This is a genomic window from Rhizobium sp. Root1220 (genome assembly GCF_001426265.1).
Classification (GTDB): Bacteria; Pseudomonadota; Alphaproteobacteria; order Rhizobiales; family Rhizobiaceae; genus Rhizobium.
This window is the reverse complement of the sequence record NZ_LMDG01000032.1, coordinates 329121-348666: the sequence shown is the minus strand read 5'-3', so window position 1 is coordinate 348666 and position 19546 is coordinate 329121. Positions and strand designations below refer to the sequence as shown.

At 60.1% G+C, this 19546-nt stretch carries 19 protein-coding genes; 12 read left to right on the top strand and 7 right to left on the bottom strand.

Features of this window, described 5'->3' with window-relative positions:
* The first annotated feature begins 56 nt into the window (after positions 1-56).
* The 3 genes from ASC90_RS18565 to ASC90_RS18555 all read left to right on the top strand — a co-directional run bounded on the left by ASC90_RS18565 (position 57) and on the right by ASC90_RS18555 (position 3676).
* Positions 57-1001 (top strand): acetamidase/formamidase family protein, encoded by a 945-nt coding sequence (locus tag ASC90_RS18565; protein WP_056543262.1) that lies wholly within the window; start codon positions 57-59, stop codon positions 999-1001.
* On the top strand, positions 1001-2674 hold the full coding sequence (locus ASC90_RS18560; RefSeq protein ID WP_056543257.1) for an ABC transporter ATP-binding protein: 1674 nt from the start codon (positions 1001-1003) through the stop codon (positions 2672-2674). The genes ASC90_RS18565 and ASC90_RS18560 overlap by 1 nt, the downstream gene beginning before the upstream one ends.
* Positions 2675-2812: 138 nt before the next feature.
* The gene (locus ASC90_RS18555; RefSeq protein ID WP_056543255.1) at positions 2813-3676 is read left to right on the top strand and encodes an aldo/keto reductase; all 864 of its coding nucleotides are present in this window, start codon (positions 2813-2815) and stop codon (positions 3674-3676) included.
* Positions 3677-3748: 72 nt separating this feature from the next.
* Here ASC90_RS18555 and ASC90_RS18550 read toward each other — a convergent pair whose 3' ends face one another.
* Positions 3749-4633 (bottom strand): LysR substrate-binding domain-containing protein, encoded by an 885-nt coding sequence (locus tag ASC90_RS18550; protein WP_056543253.1) that lies wholly within the window; start codon positions 4631-4633, stop codon positions 3749-3751.
* Positions 4634-4722: 89 nt separating this feature from the next.
* Between ASC90_RS18550 and ASC90_RS18545 the strand changes: the two genes are divergently transcribed.
* Both ASC90_RS18545 and ASC90_RS18540 read left to right on the top strand, forming a co-directional pair.
* The gene (locus ASC90_RS18545) at positions 4723-5424 is read left to right on the top strand and encodes a haloacid dehalogenase type II (protein ID WP_056543251.1); all 702 of its coding nucleotides are present in this window, start codon (positions 4723-4725) and stop codon (positions 5422-5424) included.
* 14 nt (positions 5425-5438) lie between these two features.
* Positions 5439-6230 (top strand): aldolase, encoded by a 792-nt coding sequence (locus ASC90_RS18540; RefSeq protein ID WP_056543249.1) that lies wholly within the window; start codon positions 5439-5441, stop codon positions 6228-6230.
* Between the two features lie 104 nt (positions 6231-6334).
* On the opposite strand, the gene cydC is transcribed toward ASC90_RS18540, so the two are convergent.
* From cydC to ASC90_RS18520, 4 genes are read right to left on the bottom strand one after another with little or no spacing between them, the layout of a single operon-like run.
* Positions 6335-8035 (bottom strand): thiol reductant ABC exporter subunit CydC, encoded by a 1701-nt coding sequence (gene cydC / locus ASC90_RS18535; RefSeq protein WP_056543246.1) that lies wholly within the window; start codon positions 8033-8035, stop codon positions 6335-6337.
* On the bottom strand, positions 8032-9804 hold the full coding sequence (cydD, locus tag ASC90_RS18530; protein WP_082519978.1) for a thiol reductant ABC exporter subunit CydD: 1773 nt from the start codon (positions 9802-9804) through the stop codon (positions 8032-8034). The genes cydC and cydD overlap by 4 nt, the downstream gene beginning before the upstream one ends.
* A gap of 34 nt (positions 9805-9838) precedes the next feature.
* Entirely contained in the window at positions 9839-10888 is a 1050-nt protein-coding gene (cydB, locus tag ASC90_RS18525) for a cytochrome d ubiquinol oxidase subunit II (RefSeq protein WP_200950921.1), read from the bottom strand.
* Positions 10889-10925: 37 nt separating this feature from the next.
* Positions 10926-12368 carry a cytochrome ubiquinol oxidase subunit I gene (locus ASC90_RS18520; RefSeq protein ID WP_056543242.1) on the bottom strand — a complete coding sequence of 481 codons (1443 nt, stop codon included), beginning with the start codon at positions 12366-12368 and terminating at the stop codon, positions 10926-10928.
* A gap of 373 nt (positions 12369-12741) precedes the next feature.
* Between ASC90_RS18520 and ASC90_RS18515 the strand changes: the two genes are divergently transcribed.
* Positions 12742-13764 carry an LLM class flavin-dependent oxidoreductase gene (locus ASC90_RS18515; protein WP_056543241.1) on the top strand — a complete coding sequence of 341 codons (1023 nt, stop codon included), beginning with the start codon at positions 12742-12744 and terminating at the stop codon, positions 13762-13764.
* A gap of 113 nt (positions 13765-13877) precedes the next feature.
* On the opposite strand, the gene ASC90_RS18510 is transcribed toward ASC90_RS18515, so the two are convergent.
* Together ASC90_RS18510 and ASC90_RS18505 are read right to left on the bottom strand one after the other, a co-directional pair.
* Positions 13878-14201, bottom strand: coding sequence for a hypothetical protein (locus tag ASC90_RS18510; RefSeq protein WP_056543239.1), 324 nt, complete (start codon positions 14199-14201; stop codon positions 13878-13880).
* Positions 14202-14637: 436 nt separating this feature from the next.
* Positions 14638-15333: a GntR family transcriptional regulator gene (locus ASC90_RS18505; protein WP_056543237.1), complete on the bottom strand. Its 696-nt coding sequence runs from the start codon at positions 15331-15333 to the stop codon at positions 14638-14640.
* 249 nt (positions 15334-15582) lie between these two features.
* Between ASC90_RS18505 and ASC90_RS18500 the strand changes: the two genes are divergently transcribed.
* The 6 genes from ASC90_RS18500 (at position 15583) to ASC90_RS18475 (ending at position 19494) form a co-directional block, all read left to right on the top strand.
* Positions 15583-16302: a hypothetical protein gene (locus ASC90_RS18500; protein ID WP_156393026.1), complete on the top strand. Its 720-nt coding sequence runs from the start codon at positions 15583-15585 to the stop codon at positions 16300-16302.
* Between the two features lie 112 nt (positions 16303-16414).
* A complete protein-coding gene (locus ASC90_RS18495) occupies positions 16415-16888 on the top strand; it encodes a nuclear transport factor 2 family protein (RefSeq protein ID WP_056543236.1) in 474 nt (157 codons plus the stop codon).
* A 294-nt stretch (positions 16889-17182) separates the two neighbouring features.
* Positions 17183-18025 (top strand): alpha/beta hydrolase, encoded by an 843-nt coding sequence (locus ASC90_RS18490; RefSeq protein ID WP_156393024.1) that lies wholly within the window; start codon positions 17183-17185, stop codon positions 18023-18025.
* A gap of 181 nt (positions 18026-18206) precedes the next feature.
* Positions 18207-18467, top strand: coding sequence for a hypothetical protein (locus tag ASC90_RS18485; protein ID WP_056543232.1), 261 nt, complete (start codon positions 18207-18209; stop codon positions 18465-18467).
* Positions 18468-18479: 12 nt separating this feature from the next.
* Positions 18480-19028, top strand: a complete 549-nt coding sequence (locus ASC90_RS18480; RefSeq protein WP_056543230.1) for an alpha/beta hydrolase — start codon at positions 18480-18482, stop codon at positions 19026-19028.
* Between the two features lie 202 nt (positions 19029-19230).
* Entirely contained in the window at positions 19231-19494 is a 264-nt protein-coding gene (locus tag ASC90_RS18475) for a hypothetical protein (RefSeq protein WP_056543228.1), read from the top strand.
* The last annotated feature ends 52 nt before the right edge of the window (positions 19495-19546 follow it).

Sequence of the window (19546 nt, the reverse complement as noted above, 5' to 3'; positions counted from 1 at the left end):
GCAAAGCCTTCCCGGTACGGTCCGGGAAGGCGCTGACAATTCCAGGGAGATACGACATGTGCGTTGCCTGCACCCACACCATCCACCGCGCCCAGCATAATTTCGGCTGGAACAAGGATTTTGTCCCTGCCGTCGTCGCCAAGCCGGGCGAGACCATCCATTTTGAGTGCCTCGACTCCTCCGGTGGCCAGCTTGGACGCGACGCGACGCTTGATACATTGAACAATCTCGACTTCGGCAAGATCAATCCGGTCTCCGGACCGGTCTACATCGAGGGTGCCAAGCCCGGTGACGCGCTGAAGGTGACAATCCGACGCTTCGAGCCTTCGGGCCATGGCTGGACTGCCAACATCCCCGGCTTCGGCCTTCTGGCTGATCAGTTCAAGGATCCGGCACTGCATGTCTGGTCCTATGATGCCACCAGCATGGCTCCCGCCCTCTACGGTCCCGGCGGTCGCGTCCCCCTGAAGCCCTTCGCCGGCACGATCGGCGTGGCGCCTGCCGAGCCCGGCACCCATTCCGTCGTCCCGCCCCGGCGCGTCGGCGGCAACATGGATATCCGCGACCTGACGGCGGGGGTTACACTCTATCTCCCCGTTGAAGTGGAAGGCGCCCTGTTCTCGATCGGCGACACCCATGCGGCCCAGGGTGACGGCGAGGTCTGCGGCACGGCCATCGAAAGCCAGATGAACGTCGAGGCGACGATCGAGCTCGTGAAGGATGCGCGTCTGCAGACGCCGCGCTTCACCACCACCGAGCCTGTCACCCGCCATCTCGATGGCGCTGGCTACGAGGTAACGACAGGCATCGGTCCCGACCTGATGACCGGGGCGCGCGAAAGTCTCATGCGCATGATCGACCTTCTGACGGTCGAGCACGGCTTGAACCCGGTCGATGCCTATATGCTCTGCTCGGTCTGCGGGGACCTGCGCATCAGCGAGATCGTCGACCAGCCGAACTGGGTGGTCTCCTTCTACTTCCCCAGGATCGTATTCGCGTGATGTCATCTGCCGCAGCCGCACTCGTTCTCGACGTTCGAAACCTCGCTGTCGATGCGCTGACACCCGAGGGACGCAAACCGGTGCTTCGGGACATCAGTTTCGATCTGACTGCCGGCGAAACACTGTGCATTGCCGGCGAATCCGGGTCCGGCAAGTCCGTAACGTCGCTTGCGATCATGGGGCTGCTGCCAAAGGCGTCGCTTCGCGTTGCAAGCGGTAACATCATTCTCGGGGATCGAGACCTGCTGACGCTCTCCAACCGCGCGATGCGCAGCGTGCGCGGTGGCGATATCGCCATGGTCTTTCAGGAGCCGATGACATCGCTCAATCCGGTCATGTCCGTCGGCGCACAGCTGACCGAAGCGATACGGGAGCACCAGGGTAGCGAACAGGCCGAGGCCGTTGCCTTGCGAATGCTGGATGCGGTACAGATCAGCGAACCCACACGCCGTCTCAGGCAGTTTCCACATGAACTCTCGGGGGGGATGCGCCAGCGGGTCATGATCGCAATGGCGCTCTCTTGCCGTCCCAAGGTCCTGATTGCCGACGAGCCGACCACTGCCCTCGACGTTACCGTGCAGGCCCAGATCCTGAAGCTGATGAGGGAGCTGAAGTCCGAATTCGGGACCTCGATCATCCTGATTACCCACGACATGGGCGTGGTTGCCGAAATGGCAGACCGCGTGATCATCATGCAGCATGGCCGCATCGTCGAGACCGGCCGGTCAGCGACGATTTTCAACACGCCGAGCCACACCTATACGCAGCAGCTGCTCGCGGCGGTCCCCCGTCTCGGCGCGATGGCCGGCACCGACGGACCGCCGCGCGTAACCCCGCAAACCGGCGCGGTGCCGCGTCCCGACCGCGCGCCGGTCATGAATGTGAGCGGCCTGAACGTCAGCTACGGCACGCCAAGCGGCCGCTTCTTCGCAGGTACGCCGCCCGTCAAGGCTGTCAGCGACGTGTCGTTCGACATTCGCCCAGGAGAGACCCTCGGCCTGGTCGGAGAGAGCGGCTCTGGCAAGTCCACGACAGGAAAGGCCGTGCTGGGTCTCATCCCCTTCACCGGCGACGTCGTGATCGACGGTCGTAACATCGCAGGCCTGGGCCAGCGCGACATGTTGCCGGTGCGTCGCGCCGCACAGATGATTTTCCAGGACCCCTATGCTTCGCTGGATCCGCGCATGGCGATCGGTCCAGCGATCGCGGAGCCTATGCTGATTCACGGCATCGGCAACAAGACCGAGCGCCAGGACCGGGTCGAGGAGTTGCTGCGCCGCGTCGGGCTCGCACCGGATACGGCAACACGCTATCCGCACGAGTTTTCGGGCGGGCAGCGCCAGCGCATCTGCATCGCCCGGGCTCTGGCACTCGAACCCCGTATAATCATCGCGGACGAAAGCGTTGCAGCGCTTGATGTGTCGGTGCGCGCCCGTGTCCTCGATCTCCTGCTTGAGCTTCAGGAGGCTTACGGCTTGGCTTATCTGTTCATTTCGCACGACATGGCCGTCGTGGAACGCATGTGCCACAAGGTTGCGGTCATGCGGCATGGCAAGATCGTTGAAGCGGGCTCGCGCAGGGACATCTTCGAGAACCCGAAGGACGCCTATACCCAGTCACTGATGGACGCCGTTCCCACGCTCCCGCCAGCACCTGCGAGGGCAACCGCATAGGCTCCGGCCGGCGCACTGACGGACAGTGCCTCGGCGTGCCGACGTCGGAGGCCCTTGCTCAAGCCTTGCTGTAACAAGTCGAATGCCTAGATTAGCCGCAGGACAATCGCTTGAGAGCCAGATCGGAAGGAACCGGCAATGCCAGAGAATACTGCAAACGCTGCAAGATCAGGAACGTTCACAATTGGTGGTACAACCGTGCATCGCCTGGGCTTTGGCGCGATGCGCATCACCGGAAAAGGCATATGGGGACCCCCAGCAGACCGTGCGGAAGCCTTGCGCACTCTCGGCCGCCTGCCGGAATTGGGTGTCAATTTCATCGACACCGCAGATTCATATGGGCCAGACGTCTCTGAGGAACTGATCCGGGAAGCCCTTCATCCATACAAGGGGCTTCTGATCGCAACGAAAGCCGGGCTGACGCGGCAAGGACCGGATCAGTGGACCCCGAACGGTCGGCCCGAATATCTGATCGAGCGGGCGCGCGGCAGCCTAAAGAAGCTTGGTGTCGAGCAGATTGCGCTCTGGCAGTTGCATCGCATCGATCCGCGGGTTCCTCGCGAGGAGCAGTTTGGCGCGGTTAAGGCCCTGCTGGATGAAGGTGTCATTGCGAACGCCGGTTTGAGCGAAGTGTCCGTTGCCGAAATAGAAGCCGCCGCAAAGGTTTTCCCGGTTTCAACCGTCCAGAACAGATATAACCTCGTCGACAGGACGAGTGAGGACGTCCTGGATTACTGCGAGCGCCATGGCATCGGCTTCATCCCCTGGTTCCCACTAGCCGCGGGTGAACTGACAAAGCCGGGATCAATTCTCGACGTCGTTGCAAAGAACCACGGCGCTACGCCCAGTCAGATAGCCCTTGCGTGGGTGTTGAAGCGCAGCCGGGTGATGCTGCCGATTCCGGGCACTTCGAAAGTGAAGCATCTCGAGGAGAACGTCGCTACCGCCAACATCGAGTTGTCCGACGACGAATTTCAGTCGCTGGACAGGGCGGCACGCTGACGGCTGCACTTCGAAAGTTGGCGACTGCGCGCATTGCGGCGCGCGGTCGCCTCGCCTTTGCCTGGCGTTCGCCTATGCAGCTGCCTGAACGCGACGCAGTCCGTCGATGCTGGAAACCAGAAACTCCGCAAGCATTTTAACGGCAGGCTCCATTGTCCGCCCTAAACTGATGAGGGCAAGTTCCGAACATGGCTCGGCATCGAACCCCTCGGCCTGCCCAAGCTGACGGTGGTCGGTCAGGACAGCGTCGGCCGGAAGCAGGCTGATGCCCAGCCCGGATGACACCGCTGCCTGGACTCCCATCAGGCCCTGGCTTGTATAGGCGATACGCCAATGTCTTCCCGATCGCTCGATAGCGCTGATTGCCCGATCCCGATAAACGCACCCGGCCGGAAAAACGACCAGTGGCACGGGATCAGAAGGCGAGGGAAACCGATTGTTTCCGACCCAAAGCAGCTCTTCGTCCCACTTGGCGATGCAGGGACCGTCACCCTTCTCGCGTTTGATGAGTGCGAGATCCAGATCCCCCATCTCGAGCAATTTTCTAAGTTCGAAGCTCCAGCCGCTGACTGTGTCCAAACGCGTCGTCGGGAATTGTCGCGCAAATCCAGATAGCAGATCAATCATGGGACGGCCCGCGAAATCCTCAGGCACCCCGAGCCTAACGGTCCTTTGCGTCAGGTTCGGCGCTCCGAGCGCCTCGTTCGCTTCCATCGAAATGGAAAGGATTCGGCGCGCATAGCCGAGCAACAGCTCCCCTGGTTCCGTCGTTCGCACGCCGCCGGTGGCCCGGTCGCGGATCAACAGGAGATGACCCAGGTTGTTTTCCAGCTTCTTGATCTGCTGACTGATCGTCGACTGGGTCAAATGAACCCGGCCCGCTGCCTTGGTGAAGCCGCCGGCGTCAACGACCGCGACAAAGGTCCGTAGCAGGTCCAAGTCAAATCCTATGACCATTTGATTTTCCACTTCTGCCTATTTCGTCATTTAATTTCCAAATTACCTCGATGCATGTCAACTTTTCAATAGAGGCTTGGAGCGACAAAATGACAATTGCAGGCGAACGACCAACGTGGCTGACATTCGATTGCTACGGCACCCTCATACAATGGGATGAAGGTCTGCTGGAAGCGATGGACAAGATCCTTGCCAACAAAGGCACGTCGGTTGATCGCGACGCTTTTCTTGCTGTCTATGATCGGCATGAGCATGCCTTGGAAGAAGAACGCCCTCATCGCTCCTTCAAGGACGTCAGCACCCGCGCACTGGCATTGGCGATGGCTGATTTCTCTCTCAGTGCAAGTCCAGACGATGCCGAGATCCTGACCAGCTCGATTGGCCGAATGCCGCCATTTCCCGAAGTCGTTCAAACCCTGTCGGAACTCAAGGCAAGCGGCTTCAAGCTGGCCATCATTTCGAACACGGACGACGCAATCATCGCCGGCAACGTCGCACAGCTTGGAGGAGTGATCGACAGAGTGATTACGGCCGAACAAGCCGGTGCGTACAAACCGAGTAGCGATACCTTCCGGTATGCCTGGGGTACCTTGGAGACAACAAAGGAACAGCTCGTGCACATCTGCGCGAGCCCCCACCTCGATCTGGTGGCAGCACGAAATCTCGGCTTCAGAGCCATTTGGGTTGATCGCGGGACAGGTAGGAAGCCGTTGCCCGACTTCGTTCCAGTCAAGACAGTATCAAAACTCGACGAGGTCCCCCGGATCTTTGCTGCAAATGGCTGGATGTGATCAGGAGCGCCCGCATGGCTCACGAACTAAATATAGGTAAAGACGGCAAGACGCATCTTCGCAATATCGATGTCGACACGCCCGAGATTCGAGAAGCGAGGGTGGACCTAGCCGCCTGCTTGAGGGCCGCGGCAAAGCTCGGGCTCGAAGAAGGCATCTGCAACCATTTCTCGGCCGTCGTGCCTGGCCATCCCGACCTGTTCATCGTCAATCGATTGGGATGGGCGTTCGAGGAGGCGACCGCTTCCAGCCTGCTCATCTGCGACTTCGCCGGAAACGTACTTGCCGGAGACGGTGAGCCGGAGGCGACGGCCTTCTACATTCACGCCCGGCTGCACAAGATGCTCCCCCGCATCGGCGCCGCGTTCCACACCCACATGCCGAACGCAACAGCCCTCAGCATGATCGAAGGTGAGCCGTTGGTCTGGGCCGGGCAAACTGCGCTGAAATTCTACGGACGCACCGCCGTCGACGAAAACTACGGCGGATTGGCACTGGACGAATCCGAAGGTGACCGCATCGCCGCCACGCTCGGCGACAATGACATCCTGTTCATGAAGAACCACGGCGTCATGGTCTGTGGCCCAAACATCGCGGAAGCCTGGGATGACCTGTACTACCTCGAGCGCGCCGCGGAAGTCCAACTCAAGGCAATGAGTTCCGGTCGGAAGCTTCTGCCGGTTTCGCAGCAGACTGCGCAACAGACCGCCAAGCTCATGCGCGATGGCGACCCGGAAAGCGCGCGCATGCACCTTCAGAGCATCAAGAGAGTTCTAGACCGACAGGATCCGAGCTACCGAAACTAGGCAATGCGAAGTCGACGCGCCGTTCGCGTGAGCATAGGGTCGCGCTTGTTTGCGTGATGGTTTGGACGACGTCGTCGATCCTGCCATCCAACTGTATACCGACTTCATATAGCCCGACAGGCAAAGGCGTCCTGCGCGTTGATGTCCGGTTCAAGTCTTTCCTCCCGCAACGCCAGCACCTGATCGACGAGCGTCAAGACCTCGGGATGGTGGGTGATGACTAGCGTCGTGCGATCCCGCATCAGCTGTTTGAGAGCCTGAAGAACCAGCTGTTCGGAACGCGCATCCAGCCCTTCGGTTGGCTCGTCAAGCAGCAGGATCGGCGCATCCTTGAGAAAGGCTCGGGCGATGGTTATGCGTCGCATCTGGCCGCCGGAGAGCCGCGCACCCGCCTCGCCGACATAGGTATCCAGCCCCCGCGGAAAAGCTAGAACCTCATCAAGCACCGCCGCGCGCCTCAATGCCTCGCGAAGCTCTTCTTCGGTCGCGGCCGGGCGCGCCAGGAGCAGATTGTCTCGTATGCTGGCGTTAAAGAGATGGCTTTGTTGGGCGACGACGGCGTAAAGGGTTCGTACCTGTTCGCCGCCGAGCAGTTGCAGGGGAACCCCACCGACCGTCACCTCGCCACCCTGATAATCCCAGAAGCGCAGAAGCACGTTCAACAGGCTGCTCTTGCCGGAACCGGAGGGGCCAACGATGCCCAGCGCTCCGCCTTGGGGTAGATGAAAGCTGACACCATCGAGCGCCCATGCCGCATCATGCGAATAGCGCATCCGCAATGCGCTTGCTTCGATATCGAAGCGGGTCGGCAATGCCGTCGCCGGTTGCGGCTCGACCGCCGCCGGTTCGGCGTCGGCGATCTCGAAGATGCGCCGCGCTGCAGCCAGCGTCTCGCCAAGTGACTGGAATGCAGTCGGTAGCGGTGCAATCGTGTCGAAGCTGGACAGGACGAAGAACGCAACGAGAGCCAGATCCGCAGGAGGCAGCGTTCCAGCATGGATGACGGGAATGATGACTATAAGAGCGCCCCACATAGAGATCTGGGCGGCCAGTGTCGAAAGGCCGGAAAACAGGCCCTTAATGCGCACCAGTCGGCGCTGATCGGCAATCAGCGCATGCGCCAGTTCCTCGAGATGCACGCCTTGACGGCCAACGGCACCGTAGACCCGCAATTCGCCTGCCCCCCGGCAACTGTCCGTGACGGCAGCGCGAAGCGCGGCGCGGGTCGTCACCAGACGGGCGCCGGGCCCCCTTCCGCTCCACTGTGCAAGCAGCGGCAAAGCTATACCCGCCATCAGAAGCCCGAGGCCGTTGATGAATGCTACTTTCGGACTGATAAACGACACGGCAGCGAGCAAGGCGACGACGCAGATGGCTGCCGATACGACGGGAGCCAGAATACGGAGATAGAAATTATCGAGACTGTCGATATCGGCGCGAAGTCGGCTTAGCAGGTCGCTGCCGCGATAGAATTGCAGGCCTGCCGGCGCCAGCGGCTCAAGACGTCCGTAGAACCAGACGCGAAGCTCGGAAAGCAGCCGCAGCGTCGCTTCGTGCGTGACGACCCGCTCGAGATAGCGCGCCACCGTCCGCGTGATCGCAAGTCCGCGTATCGCAGCAGCCGGCGTGAAGAAGTTGAACATCTGGTTTCCGAGACCGCTCAGCGCCATCGAGGCGATGAACCAGCCGGAAAGCGCGAGAAGGGCAACGTTCGACAGCGCGACGACGACGCTGAGGCCGATGCCTGCGGCGATCCAGGCACGATAGGGGCCAAAGAGCCGCAGCAGTCGCAATATATCCCTCATGACGCGCTGACCTCATCCAACCTGGCGGTTTCCTCGGGCAACTCCGCACATGCGGGCGCTTCCCCGTGGCCCGTCCTTTGCACGATCCGGCCGCGTTCGATCGTGATGATCCGGTCGGCCATTTCGGCGGCCGCCAGGTCGTGGGTGATGAAAAGCACGGCGCTCTTCGATGCCACCTGTCTGATCGATTCCATCACGCGCGACGCGGTCTGTCGGTCGAGCGCCCCTGTCGCCTCGTCGAGGACAACAAGCTCTGCCTCCTTCAGAAGCGCGCGCGCCAGGGCGACACGGCGAATCTCGCCTCCGGAGAGCCCTTGCCCCCCATCGCCGAGCAGCGTGTCGTAACCTGAAGGAAGTCGCGTGATGAAGCCGTCGGCCTGAGCCTGCGCGGCGGCTTTGCGCATGGCTTCGACCGACGCCGCGGGAACGCCGAGCCGAATGTTCTCGCCCACCGTTCCGTAAAACAGGGTCGGGCTCTGCGGCACCCAGGAAACGCAGCGCAGCCAATCCGTCTCGTCGATATCCTGTAGGTCCACGCCATTGACCAGGATGCGACCGAATTGCGGCTGGAGGAAGCCGAGCAACAGCTGGCCGATCGTCGTCTTGCCCGCCCCGCTTGGGCCGACAAGCGCCACGGTTTCGCCCCGCGAGAGCGTGAAGCTGATGTCTTCAACGCCATGACCATCAACATCATGCGAAAAGCCGACCCCTTCGAAGGCAACGTGCATTTGTCGACCGGTCGCGGAGCCGACATGGTCGCTTACCCGCTCGGGCAAGGGTGTCTGCAGGCAGCGAATGATGCTCTCCGAGGAGGCAATCGCCGACATGCGGGCATGGTACTGCGCACCCATGTCCCTCAATGGTCGATAGAATTCCGGCGCAAGCAGCAGGACGAAGAAGCCCGAAAGGAAATCGAGTTCGCGATAGTAAAGCCGAAAGCCGATGTATACTGCGGCAAGTGCGATGCTGACCGTTGCGAAAAACTCCAATACGAGCGCCGAGAGAAAGGCGACCCGCAGGACGGTCATCGTGCTGCTGCGGTATTCGTCCGAAATCCGCGCCACCATCTCGGCCTCTCTGCGGCTTGCACCAAATAGCTTGAGCGTCGTCAGGCCCTCGATCACATCGAAGAAATGAGCGCTCATCCGCGAGAGTTTGCCCCACTGACGCTGGTTGAGACTTTCGGCACCCTTACCGATGATGATCATGAAAACGGGGATCAGCGGCGCCGTCACGAGGAAGATGAGGCCCGACACCCAGTCGACCGGAAACGTGACAAACAGGATCGCAAGCGGCAGGAGAGCCGCCAGTGCCATCTGCGGCAGGTAGCTTGCATAGTATTTTTCTATTTCCTCCACGCCATCAACCACAGTGTTGGCAAGCTCGCCGCTGCGCTGGTTCTGCATCCAGGCCGGGCCGAGTGCAGTGATGTGGTCGTATAGAGTGCGGCGGAGTCTCTGCTTGACATTTGCAGCCGCCGAGAAGGCGGCGATGTCGATCAAGCCACTGACCACAGCGCGCGCGGCGATGATGCCGAGGAGTGCGACCAGCCAGTGCCAGACGTCCGCGATCCCTTTGCTTTCGATCGTGACGGCATTGACGACACAGGCCTGCAGCCAAGCCTGTATGATCATCAGCACCCCGGCAACCATTCCTGCCGTGACCGCCAGCGAAAGCGGCAGGCGGACACCAGAAAGGTAGCTGCGCAGCCAGCCTTCGCGCTGCCGCGTGGCGGAGCGGTCCGGCATCCGTCGAGATCCAGTCGTCATGGCCTTCGCCCCCGGTTCCTTGCTTCCCACCGCCTCAATCGTGATAAGCGACGAGTTTGCTGATGCGCGCACGGAAGACCCAGATCTGGTACCAGTTGTACATCAGTATGACCGGGAGGAAGCCGCCCATCGTAAGGGTGAAGGTCATTAGCGACACTTGTGGGCTGGCGCCTGCGTAGATCGTCCAGGTATTCGGCACGAGCCAGGGGAACATTGTGGCCGCCATGGAGATCCCCACGATCGCGACCGTCAGGTTGAACCACAGGATAGCAGCCAGATCCCGGTCCGCGTGGATTGCCCAGCGCATGTTGATGGTCGCGTAGACGACGGCGACGAGCACCAGCCCCCAAATCCAGAAGTTCGATCCGAACCATTTCTGCGCCGCCCACGGAAAGATCGCGGCACACCAGATGACGGTGATGCAGGCACAGGCAAGAGAGGTAATGAAAGCGAAATTGGTCCAGCGCGCAACATGCTGGCGCAACGGTTCGCTCCGCTCGAAGCGCGCACGGATGAAAAGTCCTCCAGCCATCATCACCACAAGCACAGCGGCGAAGCCGGTCCAGATACTGAAGGCGCTGATGAACCGCAGCGCGCCACCGACATAGGTCGGCACCTTGCCCGGATCGCTCGTCAATGGGAAACCTTGAAGAACCGCGCCTATCGCCATGCCGCCGAAGAATGTCGTAACAAGGCTCGACAGCCCGAAGGCATAGTCCGAGAACCGGCGCCACTTGGGATCAGCGAGATGGCGGAATTCCAGCGCAAGTGCTCGCGTCATGATACCCCAAAGGACCAGCGCAAGCGGCAGCAGCAGGTAGCTGAATGCCGATCCGTAGACAAACGGGAAGGTGCCGAAGAGAATGCCGCCCGCCAGGACCAGCCAGGTTTCATTGGCGTCCCAGGTACCGGCCATGGCCGCCATGATCGCTCCGCGCTCCTGCTCGTCGGGGACAAAGAGCGAAATGATGCCTGCCCCGAGGTCTGCACCATCGAGCATGACGTAGAGCAGGACGCTGACGCACAGCGCCATCCACCAGGCGAAAGCGAGTAGCTGCTGCAGTTCGGTGAGGGTATCCATCATCTATACTCCGCGACCTTCATCTATTCCCGCACGTTGTTCACACGGGCCTGACATATTCCGGTTCGTTGTCGGTATTGGAGGGGCCGTCCGCGAGATGGCCAAGGGCTTCGTGCCCCTCGCCCACAATCGGGCTTTCCATGTCGGGGCCTTTGCGGACCACCTTGGCGAGGAAGTACCATGTGGCGCCCCAGACGATCAGTTCGAAGAACATGAAGCCTACCAGCCAGGCGATGGCCACCGTGACGGACATCTTGCTGACGCCGTCTTCGGTTCGCATCATGCCGTAGACGACCCACGGCTGGCGCGATACCTCGCGCGTCCACCAGCCGGTCCAGACCGCGATGTAGGGCAGGAAGCCGCTGAAGATCAGTGCACGCAGGTACCATCGGTTTTCGGTAATGCGCGCGACCGAGAGACCACCCCTCAAAGCCAGCCAGGCGCCCCAGAATGCAATCAGCACGAGGAAACCGCCAATGCCAGCCATGATGCGGAAAGAATAGAACGGAATGACCACGGCCGGACGATCGGCCGGCGGGAACTGATCCAGACCTGGAACCGCCTCGTTGAACGTGTGCGTTTCGAGCAGGCTCAACACATACGGGATCTTTATCGACCACGCATTGCCATCGCCTTTTGCGTTGGGCCACGCGAGCGCGTTCCAGGAGGTGTTAGGGCTGCCGTCGGGATTGAGAGTATGAAAATGGCCTTCGATAGCGGCGAGACCGGCCGGCTTCGCCTCTGCCGTAACACGGCCCAAGGCGTCGCCGAGATAAGCCTGCAGTGGAGCAATTGCCACCAGGGCAAGCACCGAGTACTTCAGCGATCGCTGGAAGAGAGCCACGTGCTGCTGTTTCAGAAGATACCAGGCCGAGATGGCGGCAACGAAACAGAGCGAAAGTTCGAAACTGGCAACCAGCATGTGCGGGAATGCAGCAAGAGCGTCGGGGTTGAGGATTGCGGCGATCCAGTCAACGATCCGGAACACGCCGTCCCTATACTCGACCCCCGCTGGCGACTGCATCCAGGAGTTCGCATCCATGATCCAGAATGCCGACAGCGAGGACGCAAGCGCCACATTGAAGGTCGCAAACAGGTGCATTCTCCGGCTGATCTTGCCCCAACCGAAGATCATCAACCCGATGAAGCCCGCCTCATACATGAACGCTGTAATCGTCTCGTAGCCGAGAACCTGGCCGAAAAAGGGTCCGGCTGCCTGCGAGAAGGGTCCGTAAAGAATGCCGAATGCCATCTCCATCGTCACACCCGTCGCCACACCGGCGCCGAAGTTGACGATGAACAGCTTTTCGAAAAAGCGACACAGCCTGTACCAGGTCTCGTCATCGGTGCGCAGCCAGCGCCACTCCGAGAAGAACAACATGGCAGCCAGCCCAATTGTCAGCGGCGGATAGATGATGTGGAGGCTCGTGATCCATGCAAAGTCGAGCCTCGAGATCAGGGTCGCCAACTCAGTATTCGACATCGCTTTGCCCCTTAAGCTAGAAGTGAAATCTCGCTATTTCCTGCCGACCTGATGCAAGTCCCGCCTTTGCCGCGGTAACGTCGGTGTGAATTGCCGCAGCTCGGAAACTCGGAAGTCGCGGAATACCTGCGGAACGCTTGCGACAGTGCAGCCAAGACTGCTTAGAGGCGACCCAGATTAATAGTGAACTTAGGGCGATCTGACCTATACCTAGGTCTACGTCATGCATCCGAGCATGGGTTGGCTACCTCTCCAGCAGCGACAGTCGCCGGGTGAACAGAGCGTTCGATTATCTTTTCGTGGCCTATGTCTCGAGCCGTGTTATGTCACCACCATTCAAACAGCGGCTCACCACATCCAACGGGCAAAAATCATGAAAAAGATCGGTTTTCTTTCCTTCGGCCACTGGTCGCCATCGCCGCAATCGCAAACCCGCTCGGCGGGTGATGCGCTCTTGCAGTCCATCGATCTCGCGGTCGCCGCCGAAGAACTTGGTGCTGACGGTGCCTATTTTCGGGTACATCACTTCGCCCGGCAGCTCGCATCCCCCTTCCCGCTACTGGCGGCAGTGGGCGCGAAGACCAAGACTATTGAAATCGGGACCGCCGTCATCGACATGCGCTACGAGAACCCTCTCTATATGGCTGAGGACGCCGGCGCCGCCGATCTCATCGCTGGTGGTCGCCTGCAACTCGGTCTCAGCCGCGGTTCACCCGAACAGGTCATCGATGGCTGGAGCTATTTCGGCTACCAACCGCAGGAAGGCTCGAACGATGCCGACCTCGGTCGCAGTCATGCCGGAGTATTCCTGGAGGCGCTGAAAGGTGATGGCTTTGCCCAGCCCAATCCGCGCCCCATGTTCCCCAATCCGCCCGGCCTGCTGCGCCTCGAGCCTTACTCCGAAGGTCTCCGCGAGCGAATTTGGTGGGGCGCCGGATCAAATGCGACGGCTGTCTGGGCCGCCAAGCTCGGAATGAACCTGCAGAGCTCGACATTGAAGGACGATGAAACCGGCGAACCCTTCCACGTCCAGCAGGCTGCGCAGATACGCGCCTACCGAGAGGCGTGGAAAGAAGCGGGCCACGAGCGCACGCCGCGTGTTTCAGTCAGCCGAAGCATCTTCGCGCTCGTTGACGATCGTGATCATGCCTATTTCGGCCATAGCGGGAAGGACGACGATTCAATCGGCTACATCGATGAAAATACGCGAGCGATCTTCGGCCGTTCCTACGCCGCCGAACCGGATGTGCTGGTCAAGCAGCTCTCTAAGGATGAAGCCGTCGCTGAAGCAGATACCCTGCTCCTCACCGTTCCCAATCAGCTCGGCGTCGAGTACAACGCACATGTGATCGAGGCAATCCTGAAGCATGTCGCGCCTGCGCTTGGCTGGCGTTGATCGACCCTGCCTGTCCTTGAGGTGGGCTTTCGCCGGGCGCACCGATCTAACCGACCAAGCTCGCAACTCGACATCAAGTCGCGCAATACGGCTGCGCGTCGGCGCGAATGACGTCAGCGTCGATCAAGTCGATCTGGCTGCTGGTCGGCGATGGCGTTGAAAAGCGCGTTGAGTTTTATCTGCTGCTTGTGCAGCCGCATCGAGCTGCGTCGGGCTGCATCGACATTGGGGCGCTTGGTGTTCAGCCAGAAATAGGTGGCCTGCGCGCCCATCAACATCGCGGTCAGAAGTAGATTGATTTCATGAACGTCTTGGGGCACCCCCTCCGGTGCCCGTAGGTGTTCTGGCAGCTTCCCAGCCAAGCGACTACCGCGTGCATCGCCTTCGGCCCGACGAGGCGCATTGTTGCTCTCATTTTCCGACTGATTGCTGGTCATCCCCATTCGCCCGGAGACCGGAGGAGGTTGCTGCCAGATTGTTTCCGCAAGTTGCCTTGCGGCGATGCGGGAATTCGCGTCGTTGTGGCGACCGGCTCCCCATTCCCCCGAGCAAGTGTGCCGCAGCACGTGGACCAGAGCGGACGCGTTATTGACGCTGCCATTGCCTGAACTCCCTTCTCTGCGATCTCGCCGGCAGTCGGCAAATGCTTGCCGCCTGCTCTGACACACATTGAAGGTCTGTGACGGTTAATTGTCAACAATCAGCAAGTTGCAAATAGAACCAAATTCTACACAACTCTTGTCAAGTTTTTCTGATGCTGCTCGAGTAATGTCGCGGGCCTCATAGCGCCGAAAGGAAGTACATTCAGCTGAAAATACTGCGGACGCCTACTCAAGGAAGCGTTCAAAGCAGCGACAGCACAGTCTTTTGGCGTTACTTCTCTTCGTCCGGATGATCTACCGGCCAGCGCGCGACGGCATCCTGCCCGGCCGCAGCTACGTTGGCTCGGAAGACGCTTCCAGCCAAGCTTGGCTGACCGGAAAGCAATACATCGAGAAGCGGCTGATGCTCCGCGACGAGACGCGTGACTGCATCGGGCACCTCGTTGCCGACCACGATCAGCATCTGGATCTGGGCGTCAACGCGCTCGTATTGGGTTAGCAGACGGCGATGACCGCATGAGGCGACAATGACCTTGTGAAACGCGAAGTCGGCAGTGTCGGCCTGCTTCGTGTCAAATTTCTCGCAGGCTGTTCTGAGCGCATCGAACGCTTCCACTATGGGCTTTGGATCAAGTGTTTTTCGCGCGATTGCATCTGCGACGAGTTCGGCCGCCAACCCCTCAAGCGCAGCTCGCAACGTATATAATTCCCATACGTCCTTAGCTGAAAACCCCGTGACTTCCCACGCCGCGTAAGGACGCTGTGCCACGAGGCCCTCGGTGAGAAGCTTTTGCAATGCTGAGCGGACTGTGCCTCTGGAGATACCAAGCATCTCCGAGAGCTGCATCTCGGTCAGCCGGCTGCCCGGGGCATAGCGACGGGCAATGATCGCAGATCGAAGCTCGTCTGCTGCACGGCTTTCAAGACTGTGGCGCTGGATCGCGCGAAGAGGTTGTTCACTTGCCATGCACTCTTATACGACAGTAGATTGCTGACAATCAACAAACTTAACCTACCTAAACCTAAGTATGGTTATAAGGCCCCGCCGCTGCGGGTAGTTTTCCGGCAACGTTCGCATCGAAGCGTTTCTTCGATTTGCAATTATTTACCTGCATACCACGGATTTCCCTACACGATGCTGTTTCGGTACCGGGGTTATCAGTCGCTCGGAAATGCCAACAATTGAAACGCCTGCCACACTACCGAGGAGGGTCCTGTGAACGAACTTCTAGCCAAGGTGATTGATGCGCATGGCGGTATGGATCGGTGGAACACCTATGAAAGGGTGGAGGCGACGATCGTCACCGGTGGTGGCTTTTTTTCTCTCAAGGGTCTCTTGCAGGATACAAGTCCACGCCGAATGACGGTCTGGCTGCATCAGGAGCGGTCATCGGTGTTGCCCTATGGCGCGCCCGACCAACGCACCATGTTCACGCCGGACCGAATTGCCATAGAGAAACTGGACGGTGCGATCGTCGCGGAGCGGCGTGTGCCCAAGGATTCGTTTGCGGGCCATCAGATGAACACCCCCTGGGATCCGCTTCATCGCGCCTATTTCAACGGCGAAGCGCTCTGGACCTATCTCGTGACGCCGTTTCTCCTTGCCATGGACGGTGTGCATGTCGAGGAGACCGAACAGTGGCGCGAGGGGGGCGAGACGTGGCGCGTATTACGGGCCTATTTTCCCGGCTCGATCGAAACGCATAGTTTCGCACAGGACTTCTTCTTCGGCGAAGACTTGATGCTGCGTCGCCACGACTACAACGTCAACATTGCAGGTGGGTTTGGCGCATCGCAGTTGACGTCTGACTATGTGACCGCAAACGGCATCCCCCTGCCCACCAGACGCCGCGCCTATACGAGGGGTCCGGACAGACGCCCGGTGCTCGACATGCTGATGGTCGCCATTGACATCAGCGACGCGAGCTTCAGCTAACGACCCGTCGAGCCTGGACTGACAACGCGGCGGCGAGAACAGATTGGACATCACCTGCCCTCGATTGAGCTTCACGCCGCCTGACGCGCGGCCAGCAAAAGGAACCCGAACCATGACAGAAAGTCGCCCGCCCCTCCCGCCCTTCACCCGCGAAACTGCGGAAAAGAAGGTTCGCGGCGCCGAAGATGGCTGGAATTCCTGCAACCCCGAACGGGTGTCACAGGTTTACACACCGGACAGCTACTGGCGGAATCGTTCGGAATTCGTAAACGGCCGGACCGAAATCATCGCGTTTCTGACCCGCAAATGGGCAAAGGAACTTGACTATCGCCTGATCAAGGAGCTGTGGGCTTTCACCGACGACAGAATTGCCGTGCGTTTCGCCTATGAATGGCACGACGATTCCGGAAACTGGTTTCGGTCCTATGGCAACGAGAACTGGGAGTTCGACGGCAACGGACTGATGAAACGCCGCTTCGCCTGCATCAACGACCTTCCCATCCGCGAAAATGACCGCAAGTATCATTGGGATCGCTCGGGGCCCCGCCCTGCCGACCATCCAAGCCTTTCGGATCTTGGTCTCTGACCCTTCGCCCGCAGGCCCCGATGGCGGCTGCGCCACCCAGCTCCAGCCGGCCGGAAAGTCAACCAACAGGAGGTAATTCGCATGAAACCGAGGAAGACAGCATCTCCACCAGGACAGCCGGAACGGCGAACAGACGAAGCCGGGAGCAACGGTCGGTCCTTGACGGACAGCTTCCATCTGACGCGTCGGCAGATCGTCGCCGGTGCCGCCGGCTTGGCCGTATCAAGCTTCGTCACGCATGACGCGTTGGCGCAGAATTCGAAGAGAACCCATCGTTCAACAGGAGAAAATACAATGAGCAGCGGCTTCATCAAGACCAAGGACGGCACCGAAATCTTCTTCAAAGACTGGGGTCCGCGCGATGCCCAGCCCATTCACTTCCATCACGGCTGGCCGCTGTCGGCCGACGACTGGGACAACCAGATGCTGTTCTTCCTGGCGAACGGTTATCGCGTTATCGCTCACGACCGACGCGGTCATGGCCGCTCGACCCAGGTGTCCATCGGCAACGACATGGATCACTATGCAGCCGATGCCTCGGCCGTGGTCGAGCATCTCGACCTGCGCAACGCCATCCACATCGGTCACTCCACCGGTGGCGGCGAAGTGGCCCGCTACGTGGCCCGATATGGCCAGCCGCAGGGCCGTGTCGCCAAGGCTATTCTTGTCAGCTCGGTTCCACCTTTGATGCTGAAGACCACAGCCAATCCCGAGGGCACCTCGGTTGCCGTCTTCGACGGCTTGCGCAAGGCACTGGCCGACAACCGGGCACAATTTTACATCGACCTGCCGACAGGTCCCTTCTACGGTTTCAACAGGCCCGACGCGAAGATCTCCCAAGGCATCATCAACAATTGGTGGCGGCAGGGCATGATCGGCGGCGCCCTGGCACATTATGAAGGCATCAAGGCCTTCTCGGAAACCGACCAGACCGATGATCTGAAGGCATTCAAGGTGCCGACTCTCGTTACTCAAGGCGATGACGATCAGATCGTGCCATACAAGGACGCCAGCCTGCTGCAGCACAAACTGATCAAGGGCAGCGTTCTGAAGATCTATCCGGGCTATCCGCATGGCATGCTCACAACACACGCCGAAGTCATTAACCCGGACCTGCTCGCCTTCATCAAAGGCTGACAGCAAGACCGCTCGGCGTCCCTGAACTGGCGCCGGGCACTGTGGTCGTGCAACGCGCCTGTGCACGCGCAACACAGTTTGAGCCGCTGCACACGGGCGAGCGGTATGATCGCCAACGTTCCACAGCCACTTTCCGTCGCCTGCGTCCACTGCATCCTGCAGGGAAGCCGGGAACCCGGGGATGGCACTGCGCGCCTTCAGGCGTTTCGGAAAAAGCTCGGGACTGCCGCTGCTGTTCCTCCAGCACTTCACCGGAACGCTGGACAACTGGGATCCTGCCGTCACCGACCCGCTTGCCGCCGACAGAGAGGTCATCCTTTTCGACAATGCCGGCATAGGCCGCCCGTCCGGTGATGTGCCGCCAACGATCGCTCGCATGGCCGAGCATGCGCTCGCATTTCTGGATGGCCTCGGCATCGGCCGCTGCGACATCGTCGGATAGTCGCTTGGCGGGATGGTGGCGCAGCAGATCGCGTTGGATCGTCCGTCCATCTTTCGGCGGATCATTTTCGTCGGCACCGCTCCACGTGGTAGCGAAGATATCATGCACCTGGAAAAGCCCTTATTGGCCAAGCACTTCGGCGATCGTACGCTGAAGGGATATGCGATCCTGCAAAAGATCTTCTTCGCGTCGTCGCCAGCAAGCCAGGATGCCGGTCAGGCTTTCATCGGAAGGCTGATGCAGCGGACGAAGGATCGCGAGCCTGTTTCCGGGCGCAAGGTTGCTGGAGCTCAGATCGCGGCGTTTCGGGAAGGGGAGCAATTCAGCGGCGAGCGCTTCGCCGATCTGAAGAACATCCGCCAGCCGACGCTCGTCGTCAACGGTGTCGGCGACCAGATGATCCCCGTCCGAAACTCCTATTGGTTGAGCGAGATCCTCTCGAAAGCAGTTTTCATGACCTATCCGGACGCCGGGCACGGTTCGCTCTTTCAATATCACGAGCCCTTCACACGGCAGGCGGCTGCGTTCCCTGCTTCCGACTCTCCGCTCGCCCCCTATTGAAAGTCAGGCCCAAGCCAAAGCCATCGCGCTACACACAGCTGACGATGCCGTTGAGTTCCGCGAGGCAGGCACGCAGCGGCAAGGTGCCGTGCGTGATGAAGGTGCATGAGCGCATACAACAGATTTGAAACCATACCGAGTATATTCGGTTTTCACAGGAGCCAAAAATCGTACTTTGAAGTTCTGCCGAAAGGAGGCAAGAATGCTCCTCTTCAAGAAGAAGAAACCCTATCCCACCGCGGGGTGGCTGCGCGACGACAACGGCCGGGCCTATGCGAGCTACGGCCGGTTCATGCTGACGGTAGAGGGTGCCGATGAACAGTGGTTCTATCGCGTGTCGGATACCAAAGGTGAGCTGCCTCCTGTCGACAGCAAGACATTTCCAGGTGAAGGCAATGCCCTCAATGCCGCTCAAGCCGAGCTTGATGACAGCGCAGATGCGTTGCGCCCACGTCCTGAGTATTAGCAATTGGATAGGGGCGCGCCGGCCAGGCGGATGCCGCAAGACCAACCATTTT

Bases quoted from the DNA above. Each gene is read 5' to 3' on its own strand.
- ASC90_RS18565 (WP_056543262.1), top strand. From the start codon at position 57: ATGTGCGTTGCCTGCACCCACACCATCCACCGCGCCCAGCATAATTTC.
- ASC90_RS18560 (WP_056543257.1), top strand. From the start codon at position 1,001: ATGTCATCTGCCGCAGCCGCACTCGTTCTCGACGTTCGAAACCTCGCT.
- ASC90_RS18555 (WP_056543255.1), top strand. From the start codon at position 2,813: ATGCCAGAGAATACTGCAAACGCTGCAAGATCAGGAACGTTCACAATT.
- ASC90_RS18550 (WP_056543253.1), bottom strand. From the start codon at position 4,633: ATGGTCATAGGATTTGACTTGGACCTGCTACGGACCTTTGTCGCGGTC.
- ASC90_RS18545 (WP_056543251.1), top strand. From the start codon at position 4,723: ATGACAATTGCAGGCGAACGACCAACGTGGCTGACATTCGATTGCTAC.
- ASC90_RS18540 (WP_056543249.1), top strand. From the start codon at position 5,439: ATGGCTCACGAACTAAATATAGGTAAAGACGGCAAGACGCATCTTCGC.
- cydC (WP_056543246.1), bottom strand. From the start codon at position 8,035: ATGAGGGATATATTGCGACTGCTGCGGCTCTTTGGCCCCTATCGTGCC.
- cydD (WP_082519978.1), bottom strand. From the start codon at position 9,804: ATGACGACTGGATCTCGACGGATGCCGGACCGCTCCGCCACGCGGCAG.
- cydB (WP_200950921.1), bottom strand. From the start codon at position 10,888: ATGATGGATACCCTCACCGAACTGCAGCAGCTACTCGCTTTCGCCTGG.
- ASC90_RS18520 (WP_056543242.1), bottom strand. From the start codon at position 12,368: ATGTCGAATACTGAGTTGGCGACCCTGATCTCGAGGCTCGACTTTGCA.
- ASC90_RS18515 (WP_056543241.1), top strand. From the start codon at position 12,742: ATGAAAAAGATCGGTTTTCTTTCCTTCGGCCACTGGTCGCCATCGCCG.
- ASC90_RS18510 (WP_056543239.1), bottom strand. From the start codon at position 14,201: ATGACCAGCAATCAGTCGGAAAATGAGAGCAACAATGCGCCTCGTCGG.
- ASC90_RS18505 (WP_056543237.1), bottom strand. From the start codon at position 15,333: ATGGCAAGTGAACAACCTCTTCGCGCGATCCAGCGCCACAGTCTTGAA.
- ASC90_RS18495 (WP_056543236.1), top strand. From the start codon at position 16,415: ATGACAGAAAGTCGCCCGCCCCTCCCGCCCTTCACCCGCGAAACTGCG.
- ASC90_RS18490 (WP_156393024.1), top strand. From the start codon at position 17,183: ATGAGCAGCGGCTTCATCAAGACCAAGGACGGCACCGAAATCTTCTTC.
- ASC90_RS18485 (WP_056543232.1), top strand. From the start codon at position 18,207: ATGGCACTGCGCGCCTTCAGGCGTTTCGGAAAAAGCTCGGGACTGCCG.
- ASC90_RS18480 (WP_056543230.1), top strand. From the start codon at position 18,480: ATGGTGGCGCAGCAGATCGCGTTGGATCGTCCGTCCATCTTTCGGCGG.
- ASC90_RS18475 (WP_056543228.1), top strand. From the start codon at position 19,231: ATGCTCCTCTTCAAGAAGAAGAAACCCTATCCCACCGCGGGGTGGCTG.